The organism is Chryseobacterium sp. CH21, assembly GCF_004119445.1.
GTDB lineage: Bacteria > Bacteroidota > Bacteroidia > Flavobacteriales > Weeksellaceae > Chryseobacterium.
This window is the reverse complement of the sequence record NZ_QICI01000046.1, coordinates 14,900-35,960: the sequence shown is the minus strand read 5'-3', so window position 1 is coordinate 35,960 and position 21,061 is coordinate 14,900. Positions and strand designations below refer to the sequence as shown.

At 37.2% G+C, this 21,061-nt stretch carries 19 protein-coding genes and 1 pseudogene; 3 read left to right on the top strand and 17 right to left on the bottom strand.

Translation table 11 applies throughout. The features are described from left to right. Nucleotides 1–39: 39 nt before the first annotated feature. Together sufB and BOQ62_RS09020 are read right to left on the bottom strand one after the other, a co-directional pair. Nucleotides 40–1,488, bottom strand: a complete 1,449-nt coding sequence (gene sufB / locus BOQ62_RS09025; protein WP_129038814.1) for a Fe-S cluster assembly protein SufB — start codon at nt 1,486–1,488, stop codon at nt 40–42. Between the two features lie 82 nt (nt 1,489–1,570). Beyond that, nucleotides 1,571–1,900, bottom strand: a complete 330-nt coding sequence (locus BOQ62_RS09020) for a HesB/IscA family protein (RefSeq protein WP_027372006.1) — start codon at nt 1,898–1,900, stop codon at nt 1,571–1,573. A 239-nt stretch (nt 1,901–2,139) separates the two neighbouring features. On the opposite strand from BOQ62_RS09020, the gene BOQ62_RS09015 reads away from it, so the two are divergent. After that, entirely contained in the window at nt 2,140–3,054 is a 915-nt protein-coding gene (locus BOQ62_RS09015; RefSeq protein WP_185146794.1) for a GLPGLI family protein, read from the top strand. A gap of 12 nt (nt 3,055–3,066) precedes the next feature. After that, nucleotides 3,067–3,930 carry a GLPGLI family protein gene (locus BOQ62_RS09010; RefSeq protein WP_129038812.1) on the top strand — a complete coding sequence of 288 codons (864 nt, stop codon included), beginning with the start codon at nt 3,067–3,069 and terminating at the stop codon, nt 3,928–3,930. A 39-nt stretch (nt 3,931–3,969) separates the two neighbouring features. Here BOQ62_RS09010 and BOQ62_RS09005 read toward each other — a convergent pair whose 3' ends face one another. From BOQ62_RS09005 to BOQ62_RS08940, 15 genes and pseudogenes are all read right to left on the bottom strand, one after another. After that, nucleotides 3,970–4,167 carry a hypothetical protein gene (locus BOQ62_RS09005; RefSeq protein WP_129038810.1) on the bottom strand — a complete coding sequence of 66 codons (198 nt, stop codon included), beginning with the start codon at nt 4,165–4,167 and terminating at the stop codon, nt 3,970–3,972. Nucleotides 4,168–4,203: 36 nt separating this feature from the next. Next, entirely contained in the window at nt 4,204–5,067 is an 864-nt protein-coding gene (locus BOQ62_RS09000) for a neutral zinc metallopeptidase (protein ID WP_129038808.1), read from the bottom strand. Between the two features lie 66 nt (nt 5,068–5,133). Further along, nucleotides 5,134–7,212 (bottom strand): LTA synthase family protein, encoded by a 2,079-nt coding sequence (locus BOQ62_RS08995; RefSeq protein ID WP_129038824.1) that lies wholly within the window; start codon nt 7,210–7,212, stop codon nt 5,134–5,136. Between the two features lie 176 nt (nt 7,213–7,388). After that, entirely contained in the window at nt 7,389–7,907 is a 519-nt protein-coding gene (gene ribH / locus BOQ62_RS08990) for a 6,7-dimethyl-8-ribityllumazine synthase (protein WP_034734563.1), read from the bottom strand. 3 nt (nt 7,908–7,910) lie between these two features. Then, a complete protein-coding gene (locus BOQ62_RS08985; RefSeq protein ID WP_129038806.1) occupies nt 7,911–8,618 on the bottom strand; it encodes a tetratricopeptide repeat protein in 708 nt (235 codons plus the stop codon). A gap of 229 nt (nt 8,619–8,847) precedes the next feature. After that, nucleotides 8,848–9,387, bottom strand: a complete 540-nt coding sequence (locus tag BOQ62_RS08980; RefSeq protein ID WP_129038804.1) for an adenine phosphoribosyltransferase — start codon at nt 9,385–9,387, stop codon at nt 8,848–8,850. 3 nt (nt 9,388–9,390) lie between these two features. Next, nucleotides 9,391–10,590 (bottom strand): hypothetical protein, encoded by a 1,200-nt coding sequence (locus BOQ62_RS08975; RefSeq protein ID WP_129038802.1) that lies wholly within the window; start codon nt 10,588–10,590, stop codon nt 9,391–9,393. Nucleotides 10,591–10,706: 116 nt separating this feature from the next. Next, nucleotides 10,707–11,006, bottom strand: a complete 300-nt coding sequence (locus BOQ62_RS23075) for a hypothetical protein (RefSeq protein WP_228413862.1) — start codon at nt 11,004–11,006, stop codon at nt 10,707–10,709. Between the two features lie 152 nt (nt 11,007–11,158). After that, nucleotides 11,159–11,722, bottom strand: coding sequence for a hypothetical protein (locus BOQ62_RS23070; RefSeq protein WP_228413860.1), 564 nt, complete (start codon nt 11,720–11,722; stop codon nt 11,159–11,161). Nucleotides 11,723–11,861: 139 nt separating this feature from the next. After that, nucleotides 11,862–13,193 carry a quinol:cytochrome C oxidoreductase gene (locus BOQ62_RS08965; RefSeq protein ID WP_129038800.1) on the bottom strand — a complete coding sequence of 444 codons (1,332 nt, stop codon included), beginning with the start codon at nt 13,191–13,193 and terminating at the stop codon, nt 11,862–11,864. 8 nt (nt 13,194–13,201) lie between these two features. Next, a complete protein-coding gene (locus BOQ62_RS08960) occupies nt 13,202–13,888 on the bottom strand; it encodes a c-type cytochrome (RefSeq protein WP_129038798.1) in 687 nt (228 codons plus the stop codon). 1 nt (nt 13,889) lies between these two features. Then, nucleotides 13,890–14,411 (bottom strand): DUF3341 domain-containing protein, encoded by a 522-nt coding sequence (locus BOQ62_RS08955; RefSeq protein WP_045491790.1) that lies wholly within the window; start codon nt 14,409–14,411, stop codon nt 13,890–13,892. Beyond that, entirely contained in the window at nt 14,398–15,795 is a 1,398-nt protein-coding gene (gene nrfD, locus BOQ62_RS08950; RefSeq protein WP_129038796.1) for an NrfD/PsrC family molybdoenzyme membrane anchor subunit, read from the bottom strand. Before nrfD ends, BOQ62_RS08955 begins: the two co-directional genes overlap by 14 nt. 25 nt (nt 15,796–15,820) lie before the next feature. Further along, nucleotides 15,821–18,885, bottom strand: a pseudogene (locus BOQ62_RS08945) (TAT-variant-translocated molybdopterin oxidoreductase). Nucleotides 18,886–18,908: 23 nt separating this feature from the next. Further along, nucleotides 18,909–20,267: a c-type cytochrome gene (locus BOQ62_RS08940; RefSeq protein WP_129038795.1), complete on the bottom strand. Its 1,359-nt coding sequence runs from the start codon at nt 20,265–20,267 to the stop codon at nt 18,909–18,911. Between the two features lie 184 nt (nt 20,268–20,451). Here BOQ62_RS08940 and BOQ62_RS08935 point away from each other — a divergent pair, with 184 nt between their 5' ends. Next, nucleotides 20,452–21,009, top strand: coding sequence for an SPOR domain-containing protein (locus BOQ62_RS08935; protein WP_129038793.1), 558 nt, complete (start codon nt 20,452–20,454; stop codon nt 21,007–21,009). Nucleotides 21,010–21,061: the final 52 nt, after the last annotated feature.

The window sequence follows — 21,061 nt, the reverse complement described above, 5'->3', positions numbered from 1 at the left end:
TGCCATTAAATCAGTTTGTTTTTATCTGAAGTATTTATTTTATCCTACCGAACCTTCTAGTGAAATCTCAAGTAATTTCTGAGCTTCAATAGCAAATTCCATAGGTAATTTATTTAAAACTTCTTTACTGAAGCCATTCACAATCAGGGCGATTGCTCTTTCAGTATCAATACCTCTCTGGTTACAGTAGAAAATCTGATCTTCCCCGATTTTTGAAGTCGTTGCCTCGTGCTCTAACTGTGCCGTAGGATCTTTGATTTCAATATACGGGAAAGTATGAGCTCCACATTCATTACCCATCAATAAAGAGTCACATTGTGAGAAGTTTCTTGCTCCTTTAGCAGAAGGCATTACTTTTACCTGTCCTCTGTATGAGTTTTGAGATTTTCCGGCAGAAATACCTTTTGAAATAATTGTTGATTTGGTATTCTTCCCGATGTGGATCATTTTTGTTCCTGTATCTGCATACTGGTGGTTGTTGGTTACCGCAATAGAGTAGAACTCTCCGATAGAATTGTCTCCTTTAAGAATACAAGACGGATATTTCCATGTTACAGCAGAACCTGTTTCAACCTGTGTCCATGAGATTTTTGCATTTCTTTCACAAAGACCTCTTTTCGTTACAAAGTTGAATACCCCGCCTTTTCCTTCTTCATTACCAGGATACCAGTTTTGAACGGTTGAATATTTGATTTCTGCATTATCTAAAGCGATCAGTTCCACTACCGCAGCGTGAAGCTGGTTTTCATCTCTTGATGGTGCTGTACATCCTTCAAGATAAGAAACATAACTTCCCTCATCAGCCACAAGAAGCGTTCTTTCAAACTGACCTGTTCCTGCCTGATTGATACGGAAATAAGTGGAAAGTTCCATAGGACATTTTACACCCTTAGGAATATAACAGAAACTTCCGTCAGAAAATACTGCGGAGTTCAGTGCTGCGTAGAAATTATCTCCTCTCGGAACTACTTTTCCAAGATATTTTCTTACTAAATCAGGATGGTTTTTAATAGCCTCAGAAATTGAACAGAAAATAATTCCTTTTTCTGCCAATGTATCCTGGAAAGTGGTTTTCACAGAAACTGAGTCCATTACGATATCTACGGCAACTCCGGAAAGTCTTTTTTGCTCTTCGATGTTAATCCCTAGCTTAGCGAATGTTTTCAATAATTCAGGATCTACCTCGTCAAGACTAGCCAGTTCAGGCTTTACTTTAGGAGCAGCATAGTAACGGATTGCCTGAAAATCTGGTTTTTCATACTTGATATTGGCCCAGTTAGGCTCTACCATTTTCTGCCAGATTTTGAAAGACTCCAAACGCCATTCAGTCATCCATTCCGGCTCTTCTTTTTTAGCAGAGATGGCACGGATGATGTCCTCATTTAAACCGATCGGGAAATCTTCATAATCAATCTTCGTTTCCCAACCGAATTCATATTTTTTATTTTCTAGATCGACTCTTAAATCGTCTTCTGTATATTTACTCATTATTTTTTTTAGATTTCAGATTTTCAATTTCAGAATTCAGAAAAGCTCTGAGGTCTGGAATCTAGGATCTAAGGTCTTTTCTCTAAAGACTAAATGATTCTCCACATCCACATGTTCTGGATGCATTCGGGTTGTTAAAAACAAACCCTTTTCCGTTCAATCCTCCTGAATACTCAAGAGTTGTTCCTGCTAAATAAAGGATGGATTTTTTATCTATAATAATTTTAATATTATTATCTTCAAAAATCTGATCTGTGTCTGTTTTTTGGTTATCAAACTTTAAAACATACTCTAAACCAGAGCATCCGCCGCTTTTCACCCCTACTCTTATATAATCTTCAGCAGGGTTAAAACCATCTTCCGTCATCAACTGGATGGCTTTCTCCTTTGCATAGTCTGATACTTTTATCATTGTATTTATTTAGAATGATTTAATGATGCAAAAATACGAACTAATTTCCGCAATCTCAAATCGAAGATATCTATTTTAATGATTCTTATATTAATAGCTCGGTTCGGAGGAACAAAATATGTTAAAAAAAGATAAATTTAGCCTTTCAATGTGAAGATTTTCTTACGGATTTTAACCTTGAATCGTATTTTTGATCTATAAATAAAATTGGTAATGAAACAAAAATAGCTGCTTTTTTTGTGTTGTTTTTCACGGTAGTCTCTTATGGACAGACTACAAGATTTGTTTACGAAACCCTGGTAAACCCAGATTCTATCAATCTGGTAAGCATGAAAAGTGAAAGAACTTTTTTGGATATTAAAGGAGACCGTTCTTTATTTATCAGCGAAAATAAATTGAAAAAAGACTCTCTTTTTACTTCTCTAAGATCAGAGGCGAAAGAAAATGATAAAAAAGGTGAAAAAGATTTTTCAAAGCTGGAAGGAAAGAAACATTTTGAACCTACTTTCTTTGAATATTTTATTTCTAAAAGCATTCCGGATCAGAAAGTATATTATTATGAAAGAGCGGCTGGAAAACAAATTTATTATCAGGAAGACAGACCTGTAAAATGGGATGTGACCAATGTAATTGAAAAACAAAATGGATATTCTGCCCAAAAAGCAGTTGCAGAGTTTGGGGGAAGAGTCTGGACAGCATGGTTCACCAAAGAAATTCCTTTATCTGATGGTCCTTACAAATTCTCTGGATTACCGGGATTGATTGTAAAGCTGGAAGATGACAAAGGAGATTATAAATTTGATCTTGTTAAGAAAATAACGATTAAAAATGCTTTTGAGGAACAGATAAGTGCTGAAGCCAAACAAAGCACAAGAGTCAATTTCCATGGAGATAAAGCTGCCCTGGAGCTGGAGTTTGGTAAAAACAGAAAAACAATAGCCGGAAATAATGGTGGTGAAAATATGAATATGGGAGGAGGAAGACATAATGGCGGCATGGGCGGCGGTGGAATGAGAGGCGGAGGCCACGGAGGGGGCGGAATGCACAGAGGAGGAATGGGCGGTGACAATCAGGGGATGCCGATGTCACAAGGCTCATCTGCTGATACTTCTTCTTTTACGAATACAGTACAAAATCCAATTGAATTAAAATAAATAAAAATATAAATGAAAAAATTAGGTATTATCGCATTGGCACTCTTTATACAGAATGTTTCTGCACAGACAAACAGGTTTGTGTATCAGGTGACTATGAAGCCTGATGCAGAAAATAAAACCGATATCAAAACTGAAAACGCTTATCTGGATATTTCTCCTGAGAAATCTGTATTTTATTCTGAAAACCGAATCAAAAGAGATTCTATCATGCAGAAAGCTTTTCAAGGTGGAGGTGGAAGAGGAAGTATCAACAGAGATCAGATGGAAGGTTTGAGAACCAATATCAATTATTCTGTAGAAAAAGATAAGACCAACCAAAAGACCTATTTTAAAGACAGAATTGGACGAGATATCTATTCATACGAAGAAGACAGACCTCTGAACTGGAAAATTGGATCAGAAACAAGAAAAATTGGCGAATACAAAGTTCAGAAAGCTGAAACTGATTTTGGAGGAAGAAAATGGACAGCATGGTTTACCACAGATCTTCCTTACCAGGATGGACCTTATAAGTTCGGAGGGCTTCCGGGACTGATTGTAAAAGTGGAAGATGATAAAGGAGAGTATTCTTTTGATTTAATGAAGAATTATAAAATTGCTGAGTTTCCGACTTTGAATCAGTTTGGAAATACTTTAAAAGTGAAAAGAGCTGATTATTTAAAGCAGCAGCAAAAGTTCAAGACTGATCCGATGTCATTCATGAATCAAAGTGGTGGACAAGGTGGATTTGCGACTACAATGAGAGTAGGTGGCGGTGGAAGAGGCCCTGGAGGTGGTGGCGGAAACCAGAATCCTGCTGATATGAGAAAAAGAATGGAAGAAAGGGTAAAAGAAGAAGCGAAGAAAAATTCTAACCCAATCGAATTGCAATAAAATAAAAACCCCAGAAAATTTTTCTGGGGTTTTTATTTGTTATAGATGATCGGGACAATACATAAAATTATGTGCAAATGTTTCCAATTTTTGAATCCATAAAGCGGATGCTCCAGGTCTTCTATCTTCTACATTGTACGAACGGCATGGTGTATGCTTCATTCCGCCTCCGATATTTTTCATTGCATCTTTAGAAAGCTTAATAGCTTTGCTCTCAAAATTTTTTTTGATTTTCATTGAAATTAGTTTTTATGAATTGCTAATGTATGAAAATTATTTCAAAAGCTGATCGAAAGTATTTCCCTGTCTGATATCTCCGGTATTGTAGCCTTTCATAAACCATTCTTTACGTTGTGCAGAAGATCCGTGGGTAAAGCTTTCCTGATTCACATATCCCTGTGCTCTTTTCTGAATGTTATCATCCCCAACTGCTTCAGCAGCATCTATTGCAGATTCAATATCTCCGGGTTCCAGAATGTGCTTGCTGTCATTGGTTCTTTTTGCCCAAACTCCTGCATAGAAATCGGCCTGTAATTCTGTAGCAACAGATACTCTGTTCATCTGTTCTTCAGAATATCTTCCGCTTCTTCTTAATGCATCTACTTTCTGAGTAGTTCCCAGAAGTGTCTGTACGTGATGTCCTACTTCGTGTGCAAGAACATAAGCTACTGTAAACTCAGTTACCTTAGCTCCGAATTTCTGCTGAAGTTCACCAAAAAAGCTCATATCCATATAAACTTTCTGATCAGCTGGACAATAGAATGGTCCCATGGCAGACTGAGCTGTACCACATGCTGAAGAAGTTGTATTTTCAAAAAGGACTACCTGAGGAGCACTGTAAGTCATTCCGTTTTCCTTAAAAATCTGATCCCAGGTAAGAATATTCCATTTGGCCATCATATCAACCATTTGTCCCACCTGTTTTTCACCAGCTGTAAGCTCTCTTTGTTCTCCGGAATTTCCCGAAGATTGTATACTTCCGGAATTCAAAATACCGGATGGGTCACCTCCCAAAAAGAATACAATGGCTGCAATAATTAGAGTTCCGAGTCCGCCTCCTACAATCATTCCGCCGCCTCCGCCTCCTGAACCACGGCGGTCATCAACGTTTCCGCCTCTGTCGTCTGTCCATTTCATGATAATAAATTTATGTGTTAATTTAAATAATTTACGCCAAACTATAAGCGAAAAATATCTAGATATTTATCTGTTAAGTTGTTTGGTTTTTAACCAGTACGAAGTAGACTGATAGGCTGATACTGCATCATCTACCAGTTTTTGATCTGTATTTTTCAATAATTTCTCGTCATAATACAGCTTGAATGCCGGTGCAAGATCGCTTTTTTCCAGTTCTAAAGAATACTGTTTCACTTTCTTTACAGGAGAAATAATCGTCAGGCGGCCATCTTTTACAAAACCTAAATCCTGATATGTTGCAATATAAGCTTTAGGCTGGAATTCCGGTTTAAATACATCCTGTCCAAGGAATTTAGACTGATAGTTGAAATTCAACAGTCCTAAAACAGTAGGCATCAGGTCGATTTGAGACATTAATCCCTCAAATTTTTGAGGCTGTACAAAACCTTCTGAAAAGACCATTGCTGGAATTCTGTATTTATCCATCGGAAGTTCTGTTTTTCCGGCACTTGATGCACAGTGGTCTGCAATGATAATAAATACCGTGTTTTTATACCAATCCTGTTTTTTAGCCATATCAAAGAATAGCTTAAGAGAGTAATCTGTATATTTTACACCACCTTCACGTGATTTCGCTGTTCCCGGAATGTCTATTCTTCCGTCCGGATAAGTAAATGGTCTGTGGTTGGAAACGGTCATCCAATGATTGAAGAACGGTTTTCCTGATTTGGCTTCTGCATTCATCACCTGAATTGCTTTTTTAGCCATATCTTCATCAGCTACCCCCCACACATTAGCAAAAGTGATTTCTTCGGGCTTAAAGTTGTTTCTGTCTACAATACCATATCCGTTTCCTGCAAAGAAATCCTGCATATTATCAAAATAGCTGTAGCCGCCATATAAGAATTTGACATCATATCCTTTAGATTTGAAAACACTTCCGGTTGTAAATTTATTTTTATTATCATCTCTCTTGATGATACTTTCTCCTGCTGTAGGAGGAATACAAAGGGTTAAAGCTTCAAGACCGCGTACCGTTCTGTTTCCTGTTGCATACAGATTGGTAAACATCAAAGATTTATCTGCAAGGCTGTCCAGGAAAGGAGTGATTTTTTGAGTATTGCCGTAATGCTCCATGAAATCTGCGGAAAGACTTTCAATAGAGATCAGTACAACATTTTTCTTGAGTTCAGGCTGTTCTGCAATAACGTTTCTTGAGAGCGTTTGTTGTGGATACTGGCTTAAGAAATTCTTTTCGGCCTGTTGCTGGTTAATCTGTGAATAAAACTGGAAATAATCCAATTCATTATGGGTAAATGCCCAATAGAACTTAGGAAGTCCGTTGGCTTCAATTTCATCCGCAAAAACATTGTCAGACCTGATTTGCATCAAAGATGGTATTGCCAGAGCACTAAGTGCACAAAGCACTATAAAACTACCAAGAAGCACCATTTTTTGTTTAAAATCAGGAAGTTCCAGCAGTTCATCTTTTGTCTTTTTATAAATAAACCATGTGATGGTAAGCGTAACGATCATTATTCCTGAAAATAGGGGAACAACAGGGTAGCTTTCCATGATATTTCCGATCACTTCATTGGTATAGATAAGATAATCTACGGCAATAAAATTATAACGCACTCCAAATTCATTATAAAAGAAATATTCACTTACTCCGTTGAAAATAATCAGAAGAACGTATAATAGTAATGTTATGAAATATAATATGTTACGTATTTTAGTTCTTTGAGTAGGAAGGAAAAGCATCAATCCGAAGAAAAGAGTCTTTATTCCAACAAAAACAAGTGCTATTTCCATAATGGAACCTCCATATTGCTTGAAAATATTGTTTGGAACAAGCCAGATATAAAGGAAGAATAGAACGAGAGCACTCAAAATAATGTATCCGTAAGGTTTTTTATATTTTGAATTGGAGAGGAAGAGGAAGTAAAGTGCAAGAATAGAACTGGCCATGATGAAAACAAAAATGTCATTCACCAGACCTATTAACAAAACTTTTACAACTTCAAAAAATCCAAAACTAGCTGTCGTAATAGGGTGAAAAAAGAATACTGTTCTTATTATCAACGAAATAAGAAGATAGAAGACTCCTAAATATAGGAACGGTTTTATTTTGCTTAAAAACATGTATGTACTGTTTTTATTAGTTTTCACAAAGATAGTTTTTGTATATAACTTTTGACGGAAATAAAGCAAAAACATCCCGTTTATTAATAAGATTTATGATTTATGATTCGGAAATACTCCAATAAAAAAGGACTATTAAAAAATAGTCCCATTATATTGTAAAGATTGTTGTCTACTTAAGAGTGTCCGAAACCGATATTTCCCTTTTTGTCAGATAATTTCTTTTTGAAATCAATCATTCTTAAAGCGGTAACAGCTGCTTCCACACCTTTGTTTCCAAGATCACCTCCGCTTCTTGCGATAGATTGCTCTTTGGTATCATCTGTTAATACACAGAAAATAGTAGGAGTATCTGTCATGATGTTACAGTCTTTGATTCCCTGTGCTACTGCAGAACATACATAGTCAAAATGAGGTGTTTCTCCACGGATCACACATCCGATAGAAATCACAGCATCATATTTTCTCTCTTTGCAAAGCTGCATGCTTGCATAGTTGAGTTCGAAAGCTCCGGGAACAGGGAAAAGCTTTATGTTTTCAGGTTTTACGCCTTCTTTTTCAAGGATTTCCAAGGCTGCATCACGAAGATTGTACGTTACAAAATCATTCCACTCAGAAAAAACAATGCCGATAGAAAAATCTTCGGCATTCGTTATATGAAGTGGCTTGTAATCGGAAAGATTAACTGTTGCCATTTTTTAGTAATATTTAGTCATTTCAATATAAGAATCAGACATTCCGTTGTCGTAGTCCTGATATTTCTCGTCAATTGCAGAGAAGTATTTTTTAGCTTCTGCATTTTTCTTTAATCCTAAAGCCACGATACCTGCTTTTCTTGTGAAATAGTAGGTTGTATAAGGATCATCAGAAGCCGTTGCTGCTTTGTCTAATAAAGCTAAAGCCTCATCATTTTTGTTAAGACCTGATTTTGCATCTGCCATAGCTCCGAATTTCATTGCTACTAAAGTTTTGTTATCAGATGAAAACTGGTCTAAAAGATCATAAGCTTCCTGGAATTTTCCTTCTTTGAATTTCAATAAACCTGCATTGTAAGATGAAAGTTTACCGATTTTAGTAGAAGAATATTCGTTATATGTACCTACAAAACCTGGGTTAGCCGCAGATTTTCCACCCAAAGCATCTTTATCTTTACCTTCAGTAAGACTTTTTTGAGCAGAAAGGAAACTTTTCACAGCTTCAGCGTTCTTTGGAGCAACTACAAATTGCTTGTAAGCGAAGAATCCTAAAACTCCTAAAATTAATGCTCCAAATACAAAACCTAGTGGCTTTGAATATTTTTCAACAAATCTTTCAGTATTTAAAGCTTCTCTGTCAAGGTCTTTAAAGAACTCAACCGTTTCTTTACCTTCTTGCTCGTTCTGAGCACTCTTTCCCAATTTTGCCATAAGTTTTTAAAAATTGAAATGCAAATTTAATTGTTTCTGAATGATTTACAAAATACTTTGTGAGTATTATTGATGAAATGTTGTGAATTGTTATTGGTGAATGAGGAATTTATTAAAAAAAGATGCTTCGGCAGGCTCAGCATGACACTTCTAATACTACCTGTTCTTATCTCACAGTAAATTATTAGCGTTGTCATGCTGAGCCTGCCGAAGCATATATGTTTTAAATCTAATATCCTAAAATATGGTATACTTCAGCACCAAACTTCTTCAATTTTTCATCACCATTCAAATCTTTTAAGCCGATAAGGAAACTGAACTGGGCAACGGTTGCTCCTTGTTTTTCTACCAACTTTGCAGCGGCTTCTGTAGTTCCTCCCGTTGCTAAAAGATCATCATGAATCAACACTCTTTGTCCTGGTTTTATCTGTCCTTCGCGGGTTTCAATAACAGCGCTTCCATATTCCAGGTCATATTTTTCTGAAATGACCGGTGGCGGGAGTTTTCCTGCTTTTCTGATTAAAATGAATGGAACTTCAAGGGCTACAGCAATAGCGATTCCGAACAAATAACCACGGCTTTCTATTCCGCAGACTGCATCTACTTTACCACCTTTACTGAAAGCTGCAAGATCTGCAATAACGTCTTCGTAAAGTTTTGGATCTAAAAAGATCGGCGAAATATCCTTAAACTGTATTCCTGGAATCGGAAAATCAGGAATATTTTCAATTGTTTCTTCTAGTTTTCTGATGAGTTCTGCTGAAGCCATGTATTAATTGATTTTATAGCTGGAAATTTTCCATTCTCCATTTACATTTTTAAGCCCGAAAGTAACTTTTAAAGAAGTTGTTTTACCACTTTTGTCCGTTACATCATACGTCGCATTTACACTTGCTCCGTTTGCAGTGGCGCCGTTTGTCGTAATATTTTTTACGCTTACATTTTTCACCGCTCCAAAACCTGAATTTGGATTAGAGAAAGACTCATAGCTTCCCCAGCTTGGATTGCTTGCTGTTTCGTAAGCCGCTTTTAAATTCTGTGAGCTTACACTGTTCAAAAACTTGCTTACCGTATTTTTAGGATCTGCTGTAGGTTGTTTTGGAGCTGCCGGTACTGTAGGAGTAGCAGTTGCAGGGTCCGTTGTAGTTCCTGTAGTTGTTGTTGGATTGTTTGGATCTACTACTGCGCTTGGCTGTTCCGGTACAGCAAGTGTATCGGTTTTAGGAATGGCAGGGACTTTCAGAGCAGCTGCGTTTACATCAAGTCCGATTTTTGACATTTTGAAAGTCTTGGCTGTTGTTTTTACAGAAACCGTGATATCGATTTTGTTATCTATCACTTTTGCTGCAGGAATAGAGGAGAACTTAAGGTTGAATCCTTTGAAGTTATTATCCTGCATCAGGTTTTTAGCAGTAGCCAATTTTACTCCATTGCTGAACACTTCAAGAGTAGCCTCAAGACCAGCTCCTGTAAACGAAACCGGGTTTCCTGCTGTATCTACAAGTCTTGGAACGATCTGGATCGCAGTAGGTGCTCCGGTACCATCGTCTCCCGTAGGTTTTGTGACAATACTCAAAGATCCGGCTTTGATGTCGTTAGGATCACTTTCTTTAGCTTTATCATCTCCGAAGATATTCATTTCTCCAAGTGAAGGTGGGGCAGTACTGGCCCATTCTATTCCGTTTTTCTGTGCAACTTCGTCTGCAAGAGACATGATTTCAGGAACTTTTTTTCCATTAATCAGTTTTCCAAGGGCTTTCAATTCATTAATATCACCATCTGCTTCTACGCCAAATGTTTTAAGGATATAAAGAGCCTCATTAAACTTAATCTGCTTAATGGTTGGTAAACTGGAAGTCATATCATTGATACTTGACTGCAGTGTTTTAGTATTCGTAGCATCTACATGATCTTTCTTACATGCTGTAAAAAGCAAGAGACTGAAAACAAGTAGAAAAGAAAACTTTTTCATTTTTATTTGGTTTGTTGCAAATTTAATAAAACCTTTATTAATACTGGATTTTATTTTTACTTTATGTTTTCCTGCTCATTCTATTTCTTTTTTGCAGCATTCATAATCCTATATTTTTACTTTTTATTAGGCAGCTCTTTTAGATCCTCTTTAAAAAAATTGCTGAAAATTGTCTGCATATTCGGGAATGAAGAATCTTGCCAGTAAGATGTTTTGTAGTTACTGTGGTCTTCATCAAACTTTACCTTTTCAATATCGTTGTCATTATTGAAATTTAATTCTGTAGGATAGAAATTAGTGTAAACTGCTATCTGATTATAATTGGGTTCACTTTTATGCTTAAGTTTTACAAATATAAGCTCATTGTATTCCAGGAAATCTTTCAGTGTCTTTTCTGATCCTTTTTCAAACGACATATTGAGTATGGTTTTTATATCATAAAACCGATACCCAAAGAATGAAAATTCTTTTTCCTGAAGTATGCCCTCAGTCACTTCGATCTGATCTTTACGGTCTCCTTTTAATTCTTTGATGAGATTTCTTTTCGTTTTATATTCTTCCGGATTTCCTACATTTTTAAGCTTTGGGATCTGGAGAGATTTTCCATAATCCCATGATGAAGTTTCTTTTTTTCATTTTTAGGATCCGTCAGTCTGAAAACTCTGTATTGTTCAACATTGGTACTTTTCAGTTTTTTTGTTTTATTATCAAAAATGTAGGTGACAATCCCATCGGCGTAACTATTCAGTTTATTGTTTACAGTGACATAAGCATTAAAGTTTCCTTTGATAAAAATGTATCTGGCAGGTTTGTTATTTTTGATGACAACCGTTTCTATTTCCTTCACCTGATCATTGAGCTTAATGATTGGCTGATCAAAGTCAGAATAGGATAATGTAGCTACCGGGAAATTATTATACACCAGCTGAAATTTTTCTTGTACCGGAGATAAAGTCTGTTTATCAATTTTTCCGTCAATATCAGAATAGGCCAGGATATTACCATCTTTTCCAAATACTGAAACTCTTGGAAGTGGCTGGTTGGTTTTTTCAGAGACAAATGTGATGGTTTGAGCCTGAATACAGCTGAATAAAAATATAAATAATGAGTAAAGGACAAATTTTGTTTTCATAATAAGAATTTGTTTTAGTTAATAATCTCATTATAGAGACGCATAAAACTCAGAATGGTTGCCTGCTGACTGATATGCATAAAAAAAGACTGATTGTTTTAACAATCAGTCTTTTATAATATTATTTTGTTACAAGTCCTTAGAAAGGATACTCATAAATTTCAGATTCGTGTAGGTAAGGGTTTCCTGTAGGGATCAACTTCAGTTTAGATAAAGCTGAAAGTACAGTAAACATAAATAATCCGATTACGAATAATAAAGCTCCCAAGATCAGGATGAATACTTCCGGAGTGTTCCAGTAAGGTCCTACCGTTCCCGGCATTACCATATTGAAATAATCCAAAATGTGTCCTAAGATTACTACTACAGCCATTGTTGTAACAACTTTGTAGTTTCTCTTGATGCTGCTGCTCACTAATACCAATAATGGTAATAAGAAGTTTACGATCAGCATTGGTAAGAATGTAGTACCATAGTGCTGGAATCTACCAAAGAAGTAGTTAACCTCTTCCGGAACGTTCGCATACCAATAAAGCATGAACTGAGCGAACCATGTATATGTCCAAAGCATACTTGTAGCGAAAAGAAAAACTCCTAAATCGTGTAAGTGGTTGTCATTGAACTGAGGAAGGAATCCGTTTTTCTTAAGATATACACTTAGTAAAATGATTACAGCAATACCACTTGAAAGGCAGCTAACCATTGAATACCAGATATACATTGTAGAGTACCAGTGAGGGTCAATAGACATCAACCAGTCCCAAGCCCAAGCTGCAGAAGCAAATCCGAAGAATGCGATATATCCTACTGCCCATCTGTAAAGGAATTGATATTCTACTTTAGATTTGGTTTCGTCTACTTTTTTAGACTGAGCTTTCAGTTTCCAAGCAAAGAAAGAAGCACCTAGTACATAGATAAACGTTCTGATTGCATAGAAAGGAATGTTCAGGAATCTTTTCTTTTCGAATAAGATCACATCGAAATGAGCAGAGTTAGGATCTGTCAAATCCGGATCCATCCAGTGGAAAAGGTGTCCTTGGTGGAAGATATTTAAAAGCATTAAGATGATCAAAATAGCTCCTCCGTATGGAATATAAGAAGCAATAGCTTCCATTACTCTTGTAATAATAATTGGCCAACCTGCATGTGCAGCGTGTTGAATACAATAGAAGAATAATACAGCACAACTTACTCCGAAGAAAAATACAGCTACAAAATGTATTGCTGCTAAAGGCTGGTTGTGGATCTGTAGAGTAGCGTGCTCCAGGTGAGCAGCATGATCTTGAGGTCCTACCATTTCACTTGAGTGAGTAGGTGCATTATGACCAGAAGCATGAACAGCTTCCATCATTTGTTCAATCTTCTCAGTAGAAATTCCTTTGTTCATAAAGAAACCAATACCAAATAGTACTAAACCTGCAACAAGAAGTATTAAAGAAGTTGATTTTAATTTTGGTGAAAAACTATACATTTCTTTTCTTATTTTTTAGTTTCAGTAGTAGTTTCAGGTTTTGCTTCAGTTGTAGCTGCTGCCGCTGGTGCTGCTGCTCCTTTTTTGAAAGCACTCATCACATACATTGCAACTCTCCATCTGTCTCCAGCGTTAAGTTGTCCTGCATAAGATCCCATCGCGTTTCTACCGTTTGTTAATACATAATGAACAGATCCTACAGTAATTTCTCTGTCAGCATAGTTAGGCACTCCGGAGAATGCTCCACTTTGTACGATAGGTCCTTGTCCATCACCTCCTGTTCCGTGACATGCAGCACAAGTGTGATCAAACAATACTTTACCTCTTTCAAGATCCTTAGCTGCATTAGCTGGGTTCAGAGGAGATACTGTAAGTTTTTTAGAAGCATCATACCCAGCGTTGTACTCGTCAACATTCTTAGGTAATAGGCTTTCTTCAAAAACACCGTCTTTATTTTGAGGAACTGATCCTTCTACTGGAGAAAGACCTGTTGCACCATTATTTTTAACAAAAGCAGGAATTTCATTTTCATGATCTGAATAAGCGTCCTGAGCTTTCATCAATGGATCATAAGCTACCGGAAAATACATATCCGGGAAATATACCAACGGAGTGTTCTCCTTTGGTCCGCAAGAGTTAAGTAAAACCGTTGTTAAACCTAAAACTGCTGTAATTTTTAATACATTCTTTTTCATTTTAAGCGTCTTTAACAGTTATTTCTTCAACTCCAGTTTCAATAAGCAACTGTTTTACAGATTCTACATCTTCAGTTACAAATTCCATCATGAATTTATCATCAGTAGTTCTTGGATCTGGGTTCTGAGCTGGAGCTCCTGGGTACATTTTGTTTCTAACCAAGAAAGTTAAAGACATCATGTGAGCTGCACAGAATACCATTAATTCGAACATTGGAACTACGAATGCCGGCATGTTATGTGCCCAGTCAAAAGCTGGTTTACCACCAATGTTTTGTGGCCAGTCATGATTCATTACATACCAGGTTATAGTAGCACCGATAGTAACACCATAACAAGCATAGATGAAAGCTGCATCAGAAATTCTAGTTTTCTTTAAACCTAAAGCTTTATCTAGTCCGTGAACCGGAAACGGAGTATAAACCTCGTTTATTGCGATTCCTTTATCGTTGAATGCTTTAACGCCGTTCATTAAATCGTCGTCGTCAGCATAAAGTCCGTATACAATTTTAGTGGTGCTCATCTCCTTCTTTTGCTTTATAAGTTTCACCTGAGATTTTCAGAATCGATTTTAATTCAGCCTGTGCAATTACAGGGAATGTTCTTGCGTATAATAAGAATAATACAGAGAAGAACCCGATTGTTCCTAAGTATACACCCACATCAATGATCGTTGGCTTAAACATAGTCCATGATCCTGGTAAGTAGTCTCTTGAAAGGTTGATAACGATGATGTCAAAACGCTCAAACCACATACCGATGTTGATGATCAATGCAACAATGAATGTCCAGATAATGTTCGTTCTTGCTCTTTTGAACCAGAATGAAGCAGGAACTACAAGGTTACAGATGATCAATGACCAGAATGCCCACCAGTAAGGTCCAACAGCAGCACCTGGAGAAAGATATGTGAAATCTTCAAATCTAGATCCTGAGTACCATCCGATGAAATATTCAGTTGCGTAAGCTACAGTTACCATACCACCTGTAAGAACGATTACGATGTTCATAATTTCGATATGATACATTGTGATGTATTCTTCTAAGTGACACACTTTTCTAGCTACCAACAATAGTGTTTGTACCATTGCAAATCCTGAGAAGATCGCACCAGCAACGAAGTATGGAGGATAGATCGTAGAGTGCCATCCTTTAATTACTGAAGTTGCGAAGTCAAAGGATACAGTTGTGTGTACTGAGAATACAAGTGGAGTTGCCAACCCTGCAAGAACCAAAGAAAGTTCTTCGAATCTTTGCCAGTGTTTTGCTTTACCACCCCAACCGAATGCTAGGAATGTATAAATTTTCTTCGTCCAAGGAGTTTTAGCTCTATCTCTGATCATTGCAAAGTCAGGGATTAGTCCCATGAACCAGAATACAGTTGATACCGAGAAATACGTAGAGATCGCAAATACGTCCCAAAGTAGAGGAGAGTTGAAGTTCCCCCAAAGAGAACCGAATTGGTTTGGTAAAGGGAATACCCAGTATCCAACCCAAACTCTACCCATGTGGATTACAGGGAAGATTGCTGCCTGTACAACCGCAAAGATCGTCATCGCCTCTGCAGATCTGTTTACAGACATTCTCCATCTCTGTCTAAATAATAATAATACTGCTGAGATTAGGGTCCCGGCGTGACCGATACCTACCCACCATACGAAGTTGGTAATATCCCAACCCCAGTTAATAGTTCTGTTAAGCCCCCATGCTCCAATACCTGTCCCGATAGTGTAAGCGATACAGCCGAATCCATAGAGGAATAGAACTAGTGCAGCATATAATGAGATCCACCATAATTTACCTGCTCTTTCTTCGATAGGTCGTGCAATATCTTCTGTGATATCGTGATAAGTTTTGTGACCAATAATTAGAGGTTCCCTTATCGGAGCTTCGTAATGTCCTGACATTTTTTACCTATTTATTATTTAAACTTTATTTTTCTACTCTGTTTCTTACTTTAGTGTGATAGAACACGTTTGGCTTGGTTCCGATCTCCTCTAGTAAATAATATCTTCTGTTGCTAGAATACAATTCTCTCACTTCAGACTCTTTATCATTCATGTCTCCGAAAGTCATTGATCCGGTAGAACAAGCAGCAGCACAAGCACAAGAGTTCTTGAACTCAGCATCTGTTACTTTTCTGTTCTCTCTCTTAGCTGCTAAAATAGTAGCCTGAGTTTCTTGGATACACATTGAACATTTCTCCATTACCCCTCTAGTTCTTACAACTACGTCTGGGTTAAGTACCATTCTTCCTAAATCGTTGTTCATGTTGAAATCGAACTTATCGTTTAGGTTATACGTAAACCAGTTGAAACGTCTTACTTTGTACGGACAGTTGTTTGCACAATATCTTGTACCGATACATCTGTTGTAAGCCATATGGTTTTGACCTTGCTTACCGTGTGAAGTAGCCGCTACCGGACATACAGTTTCACAAGGAGCGTGGTTACAGTGCTGACACATTACTGGTTGGAAGATTACATCCGGATTGTCTGCAGGGTGGTTTAATGCACCTCCGTCTCCGAAAGCAGTACCATACAATTCCGGTACAGCCATTCCTTCTTTCAATCCTTCGTATACTTCTACTTTCTGTCTTGAAGAATAGTAACGGTCAATTCTTAACCAATACATATCTCTGGACATTCTTACTTCTTCTTTACCTACTACAGGAACGTTGTTTTCTGCCTGACAAGCAATTACACAAGCTCCACAACCTGTACATGAGTTCAAGTCGATAGATAAGTTGAAGTGAGGTCCATCTGTATCATCGAAAGCATCCCAAAGGTCAATTTTTTTTGCTGGAAGAGCTCCACTGATAGTGTGGTATTCCAAAGGTTTGTTCCATCCTTTGTGCTCATCATCGAAAGGAACATTGATGAACTCAGCCAAAGGAACTTCTTTAGCGATTTCATAACGACCCATTAATGTATTTTGAAGCTGGATCCCTGCAAATTCGTGGTCTTCTCCTGTTTTTTCAATTTTAACCCCTGAAACAGCCAGGTTAGAACCGTCAAATAAAGGATAAGCGTTTACTCCGGTATCTGCAGTTGCTCCTGAGTTTTTCTTACCATAACCAAGGGCAAGACCTACAGATCCTTCTGCCTGACCAGGTTGAATAAATACAGGAACATCTTTTATTGTTACTCCGTTTACAGTAAGGTTTACAATAGAACCATCCAACTGCATTCTCGCGTTAAGATCGTTGTCAATGGCAAACTTCTCTGCATCTTTAGGAGAAATTGTCAAATAGTTATCCCAAGACATTCTTGTCAATGGATCTGGTAATTCCTGCAACCAAGGGTTGTTTGCCTGAGTACCGTCTCCCATAGAAGTCTTAGTATATAGTACTAATTCTAATTCAGAAGCTTTAAAGTTTCCTAGTTCAGCAACGGCCTGAGCAGCGTTTCCACCTGCGTAAGCTAATGTTGTAGAATTAGTAGAAGCAGTAATACCGTTATACAATGCCTTGTTGAAAGAAGTACCACCTAAGATAGAAGCTGAGCTAGCTTTTAAATAATCGTAGTAGTTGTTTGCTGCATTGTTTTTACCATTCTTCCAAACCAATAGAGACTCTTCAATCTGTCTTGATTTGTAGATTTTCTGGATGGTAGGCTGCATTAATGAATATACTCCTGTCTGTGGTTCAATATCTCCCCAAGACTCTAACCAGTTTGCTACCGGAATTACAGCTTTCGCTGCTTTGTACATTTCATTTTTCTTATCAGCTACGGCAATTACATAAGAAACTTTAGATAAAGATTTTTTGAAATCTTCTCCTTTTGGATGAGAGTAGATAGGGTCTACATTGTTGGTAATTAATACCCCAACCTGACCTGCATTTACCCATCCTAAGAATTCTTGGTATCTTGCTTTATCAAATTCTTTAAGGAAGTTCGCTTTACCTGTGAAAGCTACTGATCCTAATTTTTGGTTGATTAAATGTGCTAAAACCTGTGCACCTTTAGAACCGTCAGCAAAAACAACCGCTTTGCTTCCTTTTGCTTTCAATTCGTTAGCAATTTCAGTAGCAGTCTTATCAGTAGTACCACCACCTACGATTGCGTTGTAAACTTCAACTAAAGTTTTGTTTACAGCACTTGGCTTTAATCTGTATCTTGAGTCAGCATTAGCACCAGTTAATGACATGTTAGATTCCACTTGTACGTGTCTCAACATGGTTTGACCTGGCTTTCTTGCTGCTGCATAAGAAGTTTCTAAGCTTGAAGCGTTATAATCCCCTAAGAAATCAGCCTGGAAAGAAACTACCAATTCTGAACCTTTAAGGTCATAAACAGGTAATGCTCTCTGTCCGAATACTTCCTGAGCTGCATCTAATGCTGCAGAGTAAGGGAAAGCATCATAAGTTACTAATTCTGCTGTAGGATATTTAGCTTTGAATTCACCGAATAACTTTTTGAAAGTAGGTGAAGCAAAAGAGTGTGATAAAAGCACAATCTTTTTACCTGACGCTTTAGCTTCTTCCAAACCTTTAAGAACGAAGCTGTCTACTTTATCGAAAGTTTCGTCTTTACCGTCTAGTTTAGGCTGCTTTACTTTATCATTATCATAAAGAGAAAGTACACTTGCCTGAGCTCTTGCGTTAGTTTTACCTAAATCGCCAGCAGCTGGGTTTGGATCAATTTTGATAGGTCTACCTTCACGGGTTTTTACTAAAACACTAGCGAAATCGAAACCATCAAAATATGTTGAAGCGTAATAATTAGGAACCCCTGGAATAATATCGTGTGGTTTTACTACGTAAGGAATCGTTTTAATTACCGGAGCTTCACAAGCAGCAAGAGTTACTGCTGCTGTAGAGAATCCTAGTAATTTTAAGAAATCTCTTCTTGAAGTACTGGAACCATTCTGTTCAGCATCTCCAAGGAAATCTTCTACCGGAATTTCTTCCTGGAACTCTTTAAGAGCCAGCTTACCATTAAAGCTGGGTCTTTAAGTTCATGAATACTTCTGAATTGTATTTTGTTTGAAGCCATTTATACTTCTAATTTTTTAGTTATTAATAATGACATTTACCACACTCAAGACCTCCAATGGCATCTACAGTGATCTTACCTCCATCTTGTGGATACTGTTTTTTCAACTTGTCATGTAGATTTTTGAAGTACTCTTTATTATAACCGTTGTTCATATCAACTTCAGTCGTTCTGTGGCACTCGATACACCATCCCATAGTAAAGTCGTTTGCCATCTGAACAACATTCATTGTATCAATTTTACCGTGACAAGCCTTACATACAACATCAATTTTGTTGTTAGGGTTCTTTTTGTTGAAAGAATTGATAATCGCCTGCTCACCTGCTACAACGTGCTGAGAGTGGTTGAAGTAAACGAAGTCTGGCATGTTGTGGATTCTTGTCCATTCAACCGGCTGTGTTTTTCCTGTGTACTGTTGTTTTGCAGGATCCCAACCTGTTGCTGCATAGATCTTCTGGATTTCTCCGTCATAGAATGCCTTATCTTTTCCTGGCTCCATGTAGTGATCTGCGTTGTATTCAGAAATTGTTCTGTGACAGTTCATACAAACGTTCATAGAAGGAATTTCAGATACTTTTCCGTATTTAGCACTAGAGTGACATAATTGACAGTCAATTTTCTGTTCTCCAGCGTGGATTTTGTGAGAGAAGTAAATAGGCTGCTCAGGCTTATACCCTTTGTAAACCCCGATCCACATCAGCCAGTTCCATACTCCGTAAGCTGCTAGAATAGCCAGAATAGCTAATAAGCCTTTACCGATAAAGTGGAACTTTTCATACATTTCACTGAACGAACGAACTCTTGTCTCGTTCAATCCTGCTAATTCTTCAGACTGACCTAACGTTACCAGTTGTCTTAGTTTAACCAAGATCCAAACCAGTAAACCTGCAATCGCTAAAAGTGAAATGATGACAACGTTTGTCGTTGTTTTGTCTGCTGGTGCTGCCGCAGAAGCGTCAGCTGCAGGAGTTGCTGCCGGCTTTTTCTCTTCCGGAGCAGGAGGATTAGTCGTGAAAGCTAAAATGTCGTCAATATCCTTATCTGTAAGATTTGGAAAGACCTGCATTTCAGTCTTATTAAACTTTTCAAAAATCTCATTGGCGTATTTATCCCCAGAAGCCCTTAGAGCTTTGTTGTCTTTGATCCACTTGTGAAGCCAATCTTTGTCTACACCACCTTCTGTCTTTACTCGTTCTACAACCCCCTTTAATGGTGGTCCAACAACTTGTTTGTCCAGCGCGTGACATGCAGTACAATTCGCTTTGAAAAGTTTCTCTCCGTTTTTAGGATCGCCGTCTTGCCCGTAAAATGAAGCACTGGTTGATAGCAATAAGCCTATTGCGATCAACGTTTTTTTATAATGCTTTCTCCAACTAATCATTTAAATTATCTTATGTTAGTAAATTATTGAACATTCAATCAATTCCGCAAAAATAATATTTTTAACAGGAATTTAACGGTATATCGAAAAGGGAAAATATCATTTACGTTTAATTTGTATTGATTCTAAATAACTAGTTTGGTATAGTTTTTTAATTTGTATAAATTTGCGCAAACAAGTTTAAATGAGAAATTTGATTAAAATATTTTCGATATTATCACTATTTGGTTTTTATAGTGTTGGAGCCCAGCAAGTTGTTAAAAAGGACACCCTTTCCGGGACAGAGCTTGTTATGACTATGGATTCCAAAATAAATGCTGCTTTGGAAGGAATTGAAGGAAAATGTGCTAAAACTGCTCCTGCCAATTCTCCTAAAGATTTCAGCTCTAATGATAGTGGAATTTCTACAGGGATCAATACAAAACCTCCCAAAATCTATGTTCCGAACAGAGAACTTACCAATGCTGAAATTTGTAAGAAAAATCCTAGAATTTTAGGGTTTAAAATCCAGATTACAACCGTGAAAAGTAATGAAGAGGCTAATGAAGTTAAGTCTTATTTCAGAAAAAGATTCCCTAACCTTAAGGTAGAAACAGATGCTTCTTTAAGACCGAATTATAAAATTCTGGCAGGAAGTTATTTCACTAAACAAAGTGCTGCCAGCGACCTTTCAAAGATTAGAGAGTATTTTAAATCTGCAGTTGCTGTACAATATAGAATTTTCTGTGCGGAAGCAAAATAAAAAAAGATTCTATTCGAAATAAATAATAAAAAAAGCTGAGAAATTTTCTCAG

Excerpts from the sequence above, each read along its gene's own strand:
- sufB (WP_129038814.1), bottom strand. The coding sequence starts at position 1,488 with ATGAGTAAATATACAGAAGACGATTTAAGAGTCGATCTAGAAAATAAA.
- BOQ62_RS09020 (WP_027372006.1), bottom strand. The coding sequence starts at position 1,900 with ATGATAAAAGTATCAGACTATGCAAAGGAGAAAGCCATCCAGTTGATG.
- BOQ62_RS09010 (WP_129038812.1), top strand. The coding sequence starts at position 3,067 with ATGAAAAAATTAGGTATTATCGCATTGGCACTCTTTATACAGAATGTT.
- BOQ62_RS09005 (WP_129038810.1), bottom strand. The coding sequence starts at position 4,167 with ATGAAAATCAAAAAAAATTTTGAGAGCAAAGCTATTAAGCTTTCTAAA.
- BOQ62_RS09000 (WP_129038808.1), bottom strand. The coding sequence starts at position 5,067 with ATGAAATGGACAGACGACAGAGGCGGAAACGTTGATGACCGCCGTGGT.
- BOQ62_RS08995 (WP_129038824.1), bottom strand. The coding sequence starts at position 7,212 with ATGTTTTTAAGCAAAATAAAACCGTTCCTATATTTAGGAGTCTTCTAT.
- ribH (WP_034734563.1), bottom strand. The coding sequence starts at position 7,907 with ATGGCAACAGTTAATCTTTCCGATTACAAGCCACTTCATATAACGAAT.
- BOQ62_RS08985 (WP_129038806.1), bottom strand. The coding sequence starts at position 8,618 with ATGGCAAAATTGGGAAAGAGTGCTCAGAACGAGCAAGAAGGTAAAGAA.
- BOQ62_RS08980 (WP_129038804.1), bottom strand. The coding sequence starts at position 9,387 with ATGGCTTCAGCAGAACTCATCAGAAAACTAGAAGAAACAATTGAAAAT.
- BOQ62_RS08975 (WP_129038802.1), bottom strand. The coding sequence starts at position 10,590 with ATGAAAAAGTTTTCTTTTCTACTTGTTTTCAGTCTCTTGCTTTTTACA.
- BOQ62_RS23075 (WP_228413862.1), bottom strand. The coding sequence starts at position 11,006 with ATGTCGTTTGAAAAAGGATCAGAAAAGACACTGAAAGATTTCCTGGAA.
- BOQ62_RS23070 (WP_228413860.1), bottom strand. The coding sequence starts at position 11,722 with ATGAAAACAAAATTTGTCCTTTACTCATTATTTATATTTTTATTCAGC.
- BOQ62_RS08965 (WP_129038800.1), bottom strand. The coding sequence starts at position 13,193 with ATGTATAGTTTTTCACCAAAATTAAAATCAACTTCTTTAATACTTCTT.
- BOQ62_RS08960 (WP_129038798.1), bottom strand. The coding sequence starts at position 13,888 with ATGAAAAAGAATGTATTAAAAATTACAGCAGTTTTAGGTTTAACAACG.
- BOQ62_RS08955 (WP_045491790.1), bottom strand. The coding sequence starts at position 14,411 with ATGAGCACCACTAAAATTGTATACGGACTTTATGCTGACGACGACGAT.
- nrfD (WP_129038796.1), bottom strand. The coding sequence starts at position 15,795 with ATGTCAGGACATTACGAAGCTCCGATAAGGGAACCTCTAATTATTGGT.
- BOQ62_RS08940 (WP_129038795.1), bottom strand. The coding sequence starts at position 20,267 with ATGATTAGTTGGAGAAAGCATTATAAAAAAACGTTGATCGCAATAGGC.
- BOQ62_RS08935 (WP_129038793.1), top strand. The coding sequence starts at position 20,452 with ATGAGAAATTTGATTAAAATATTTTCGATATTATCACTATTTGGTTTT.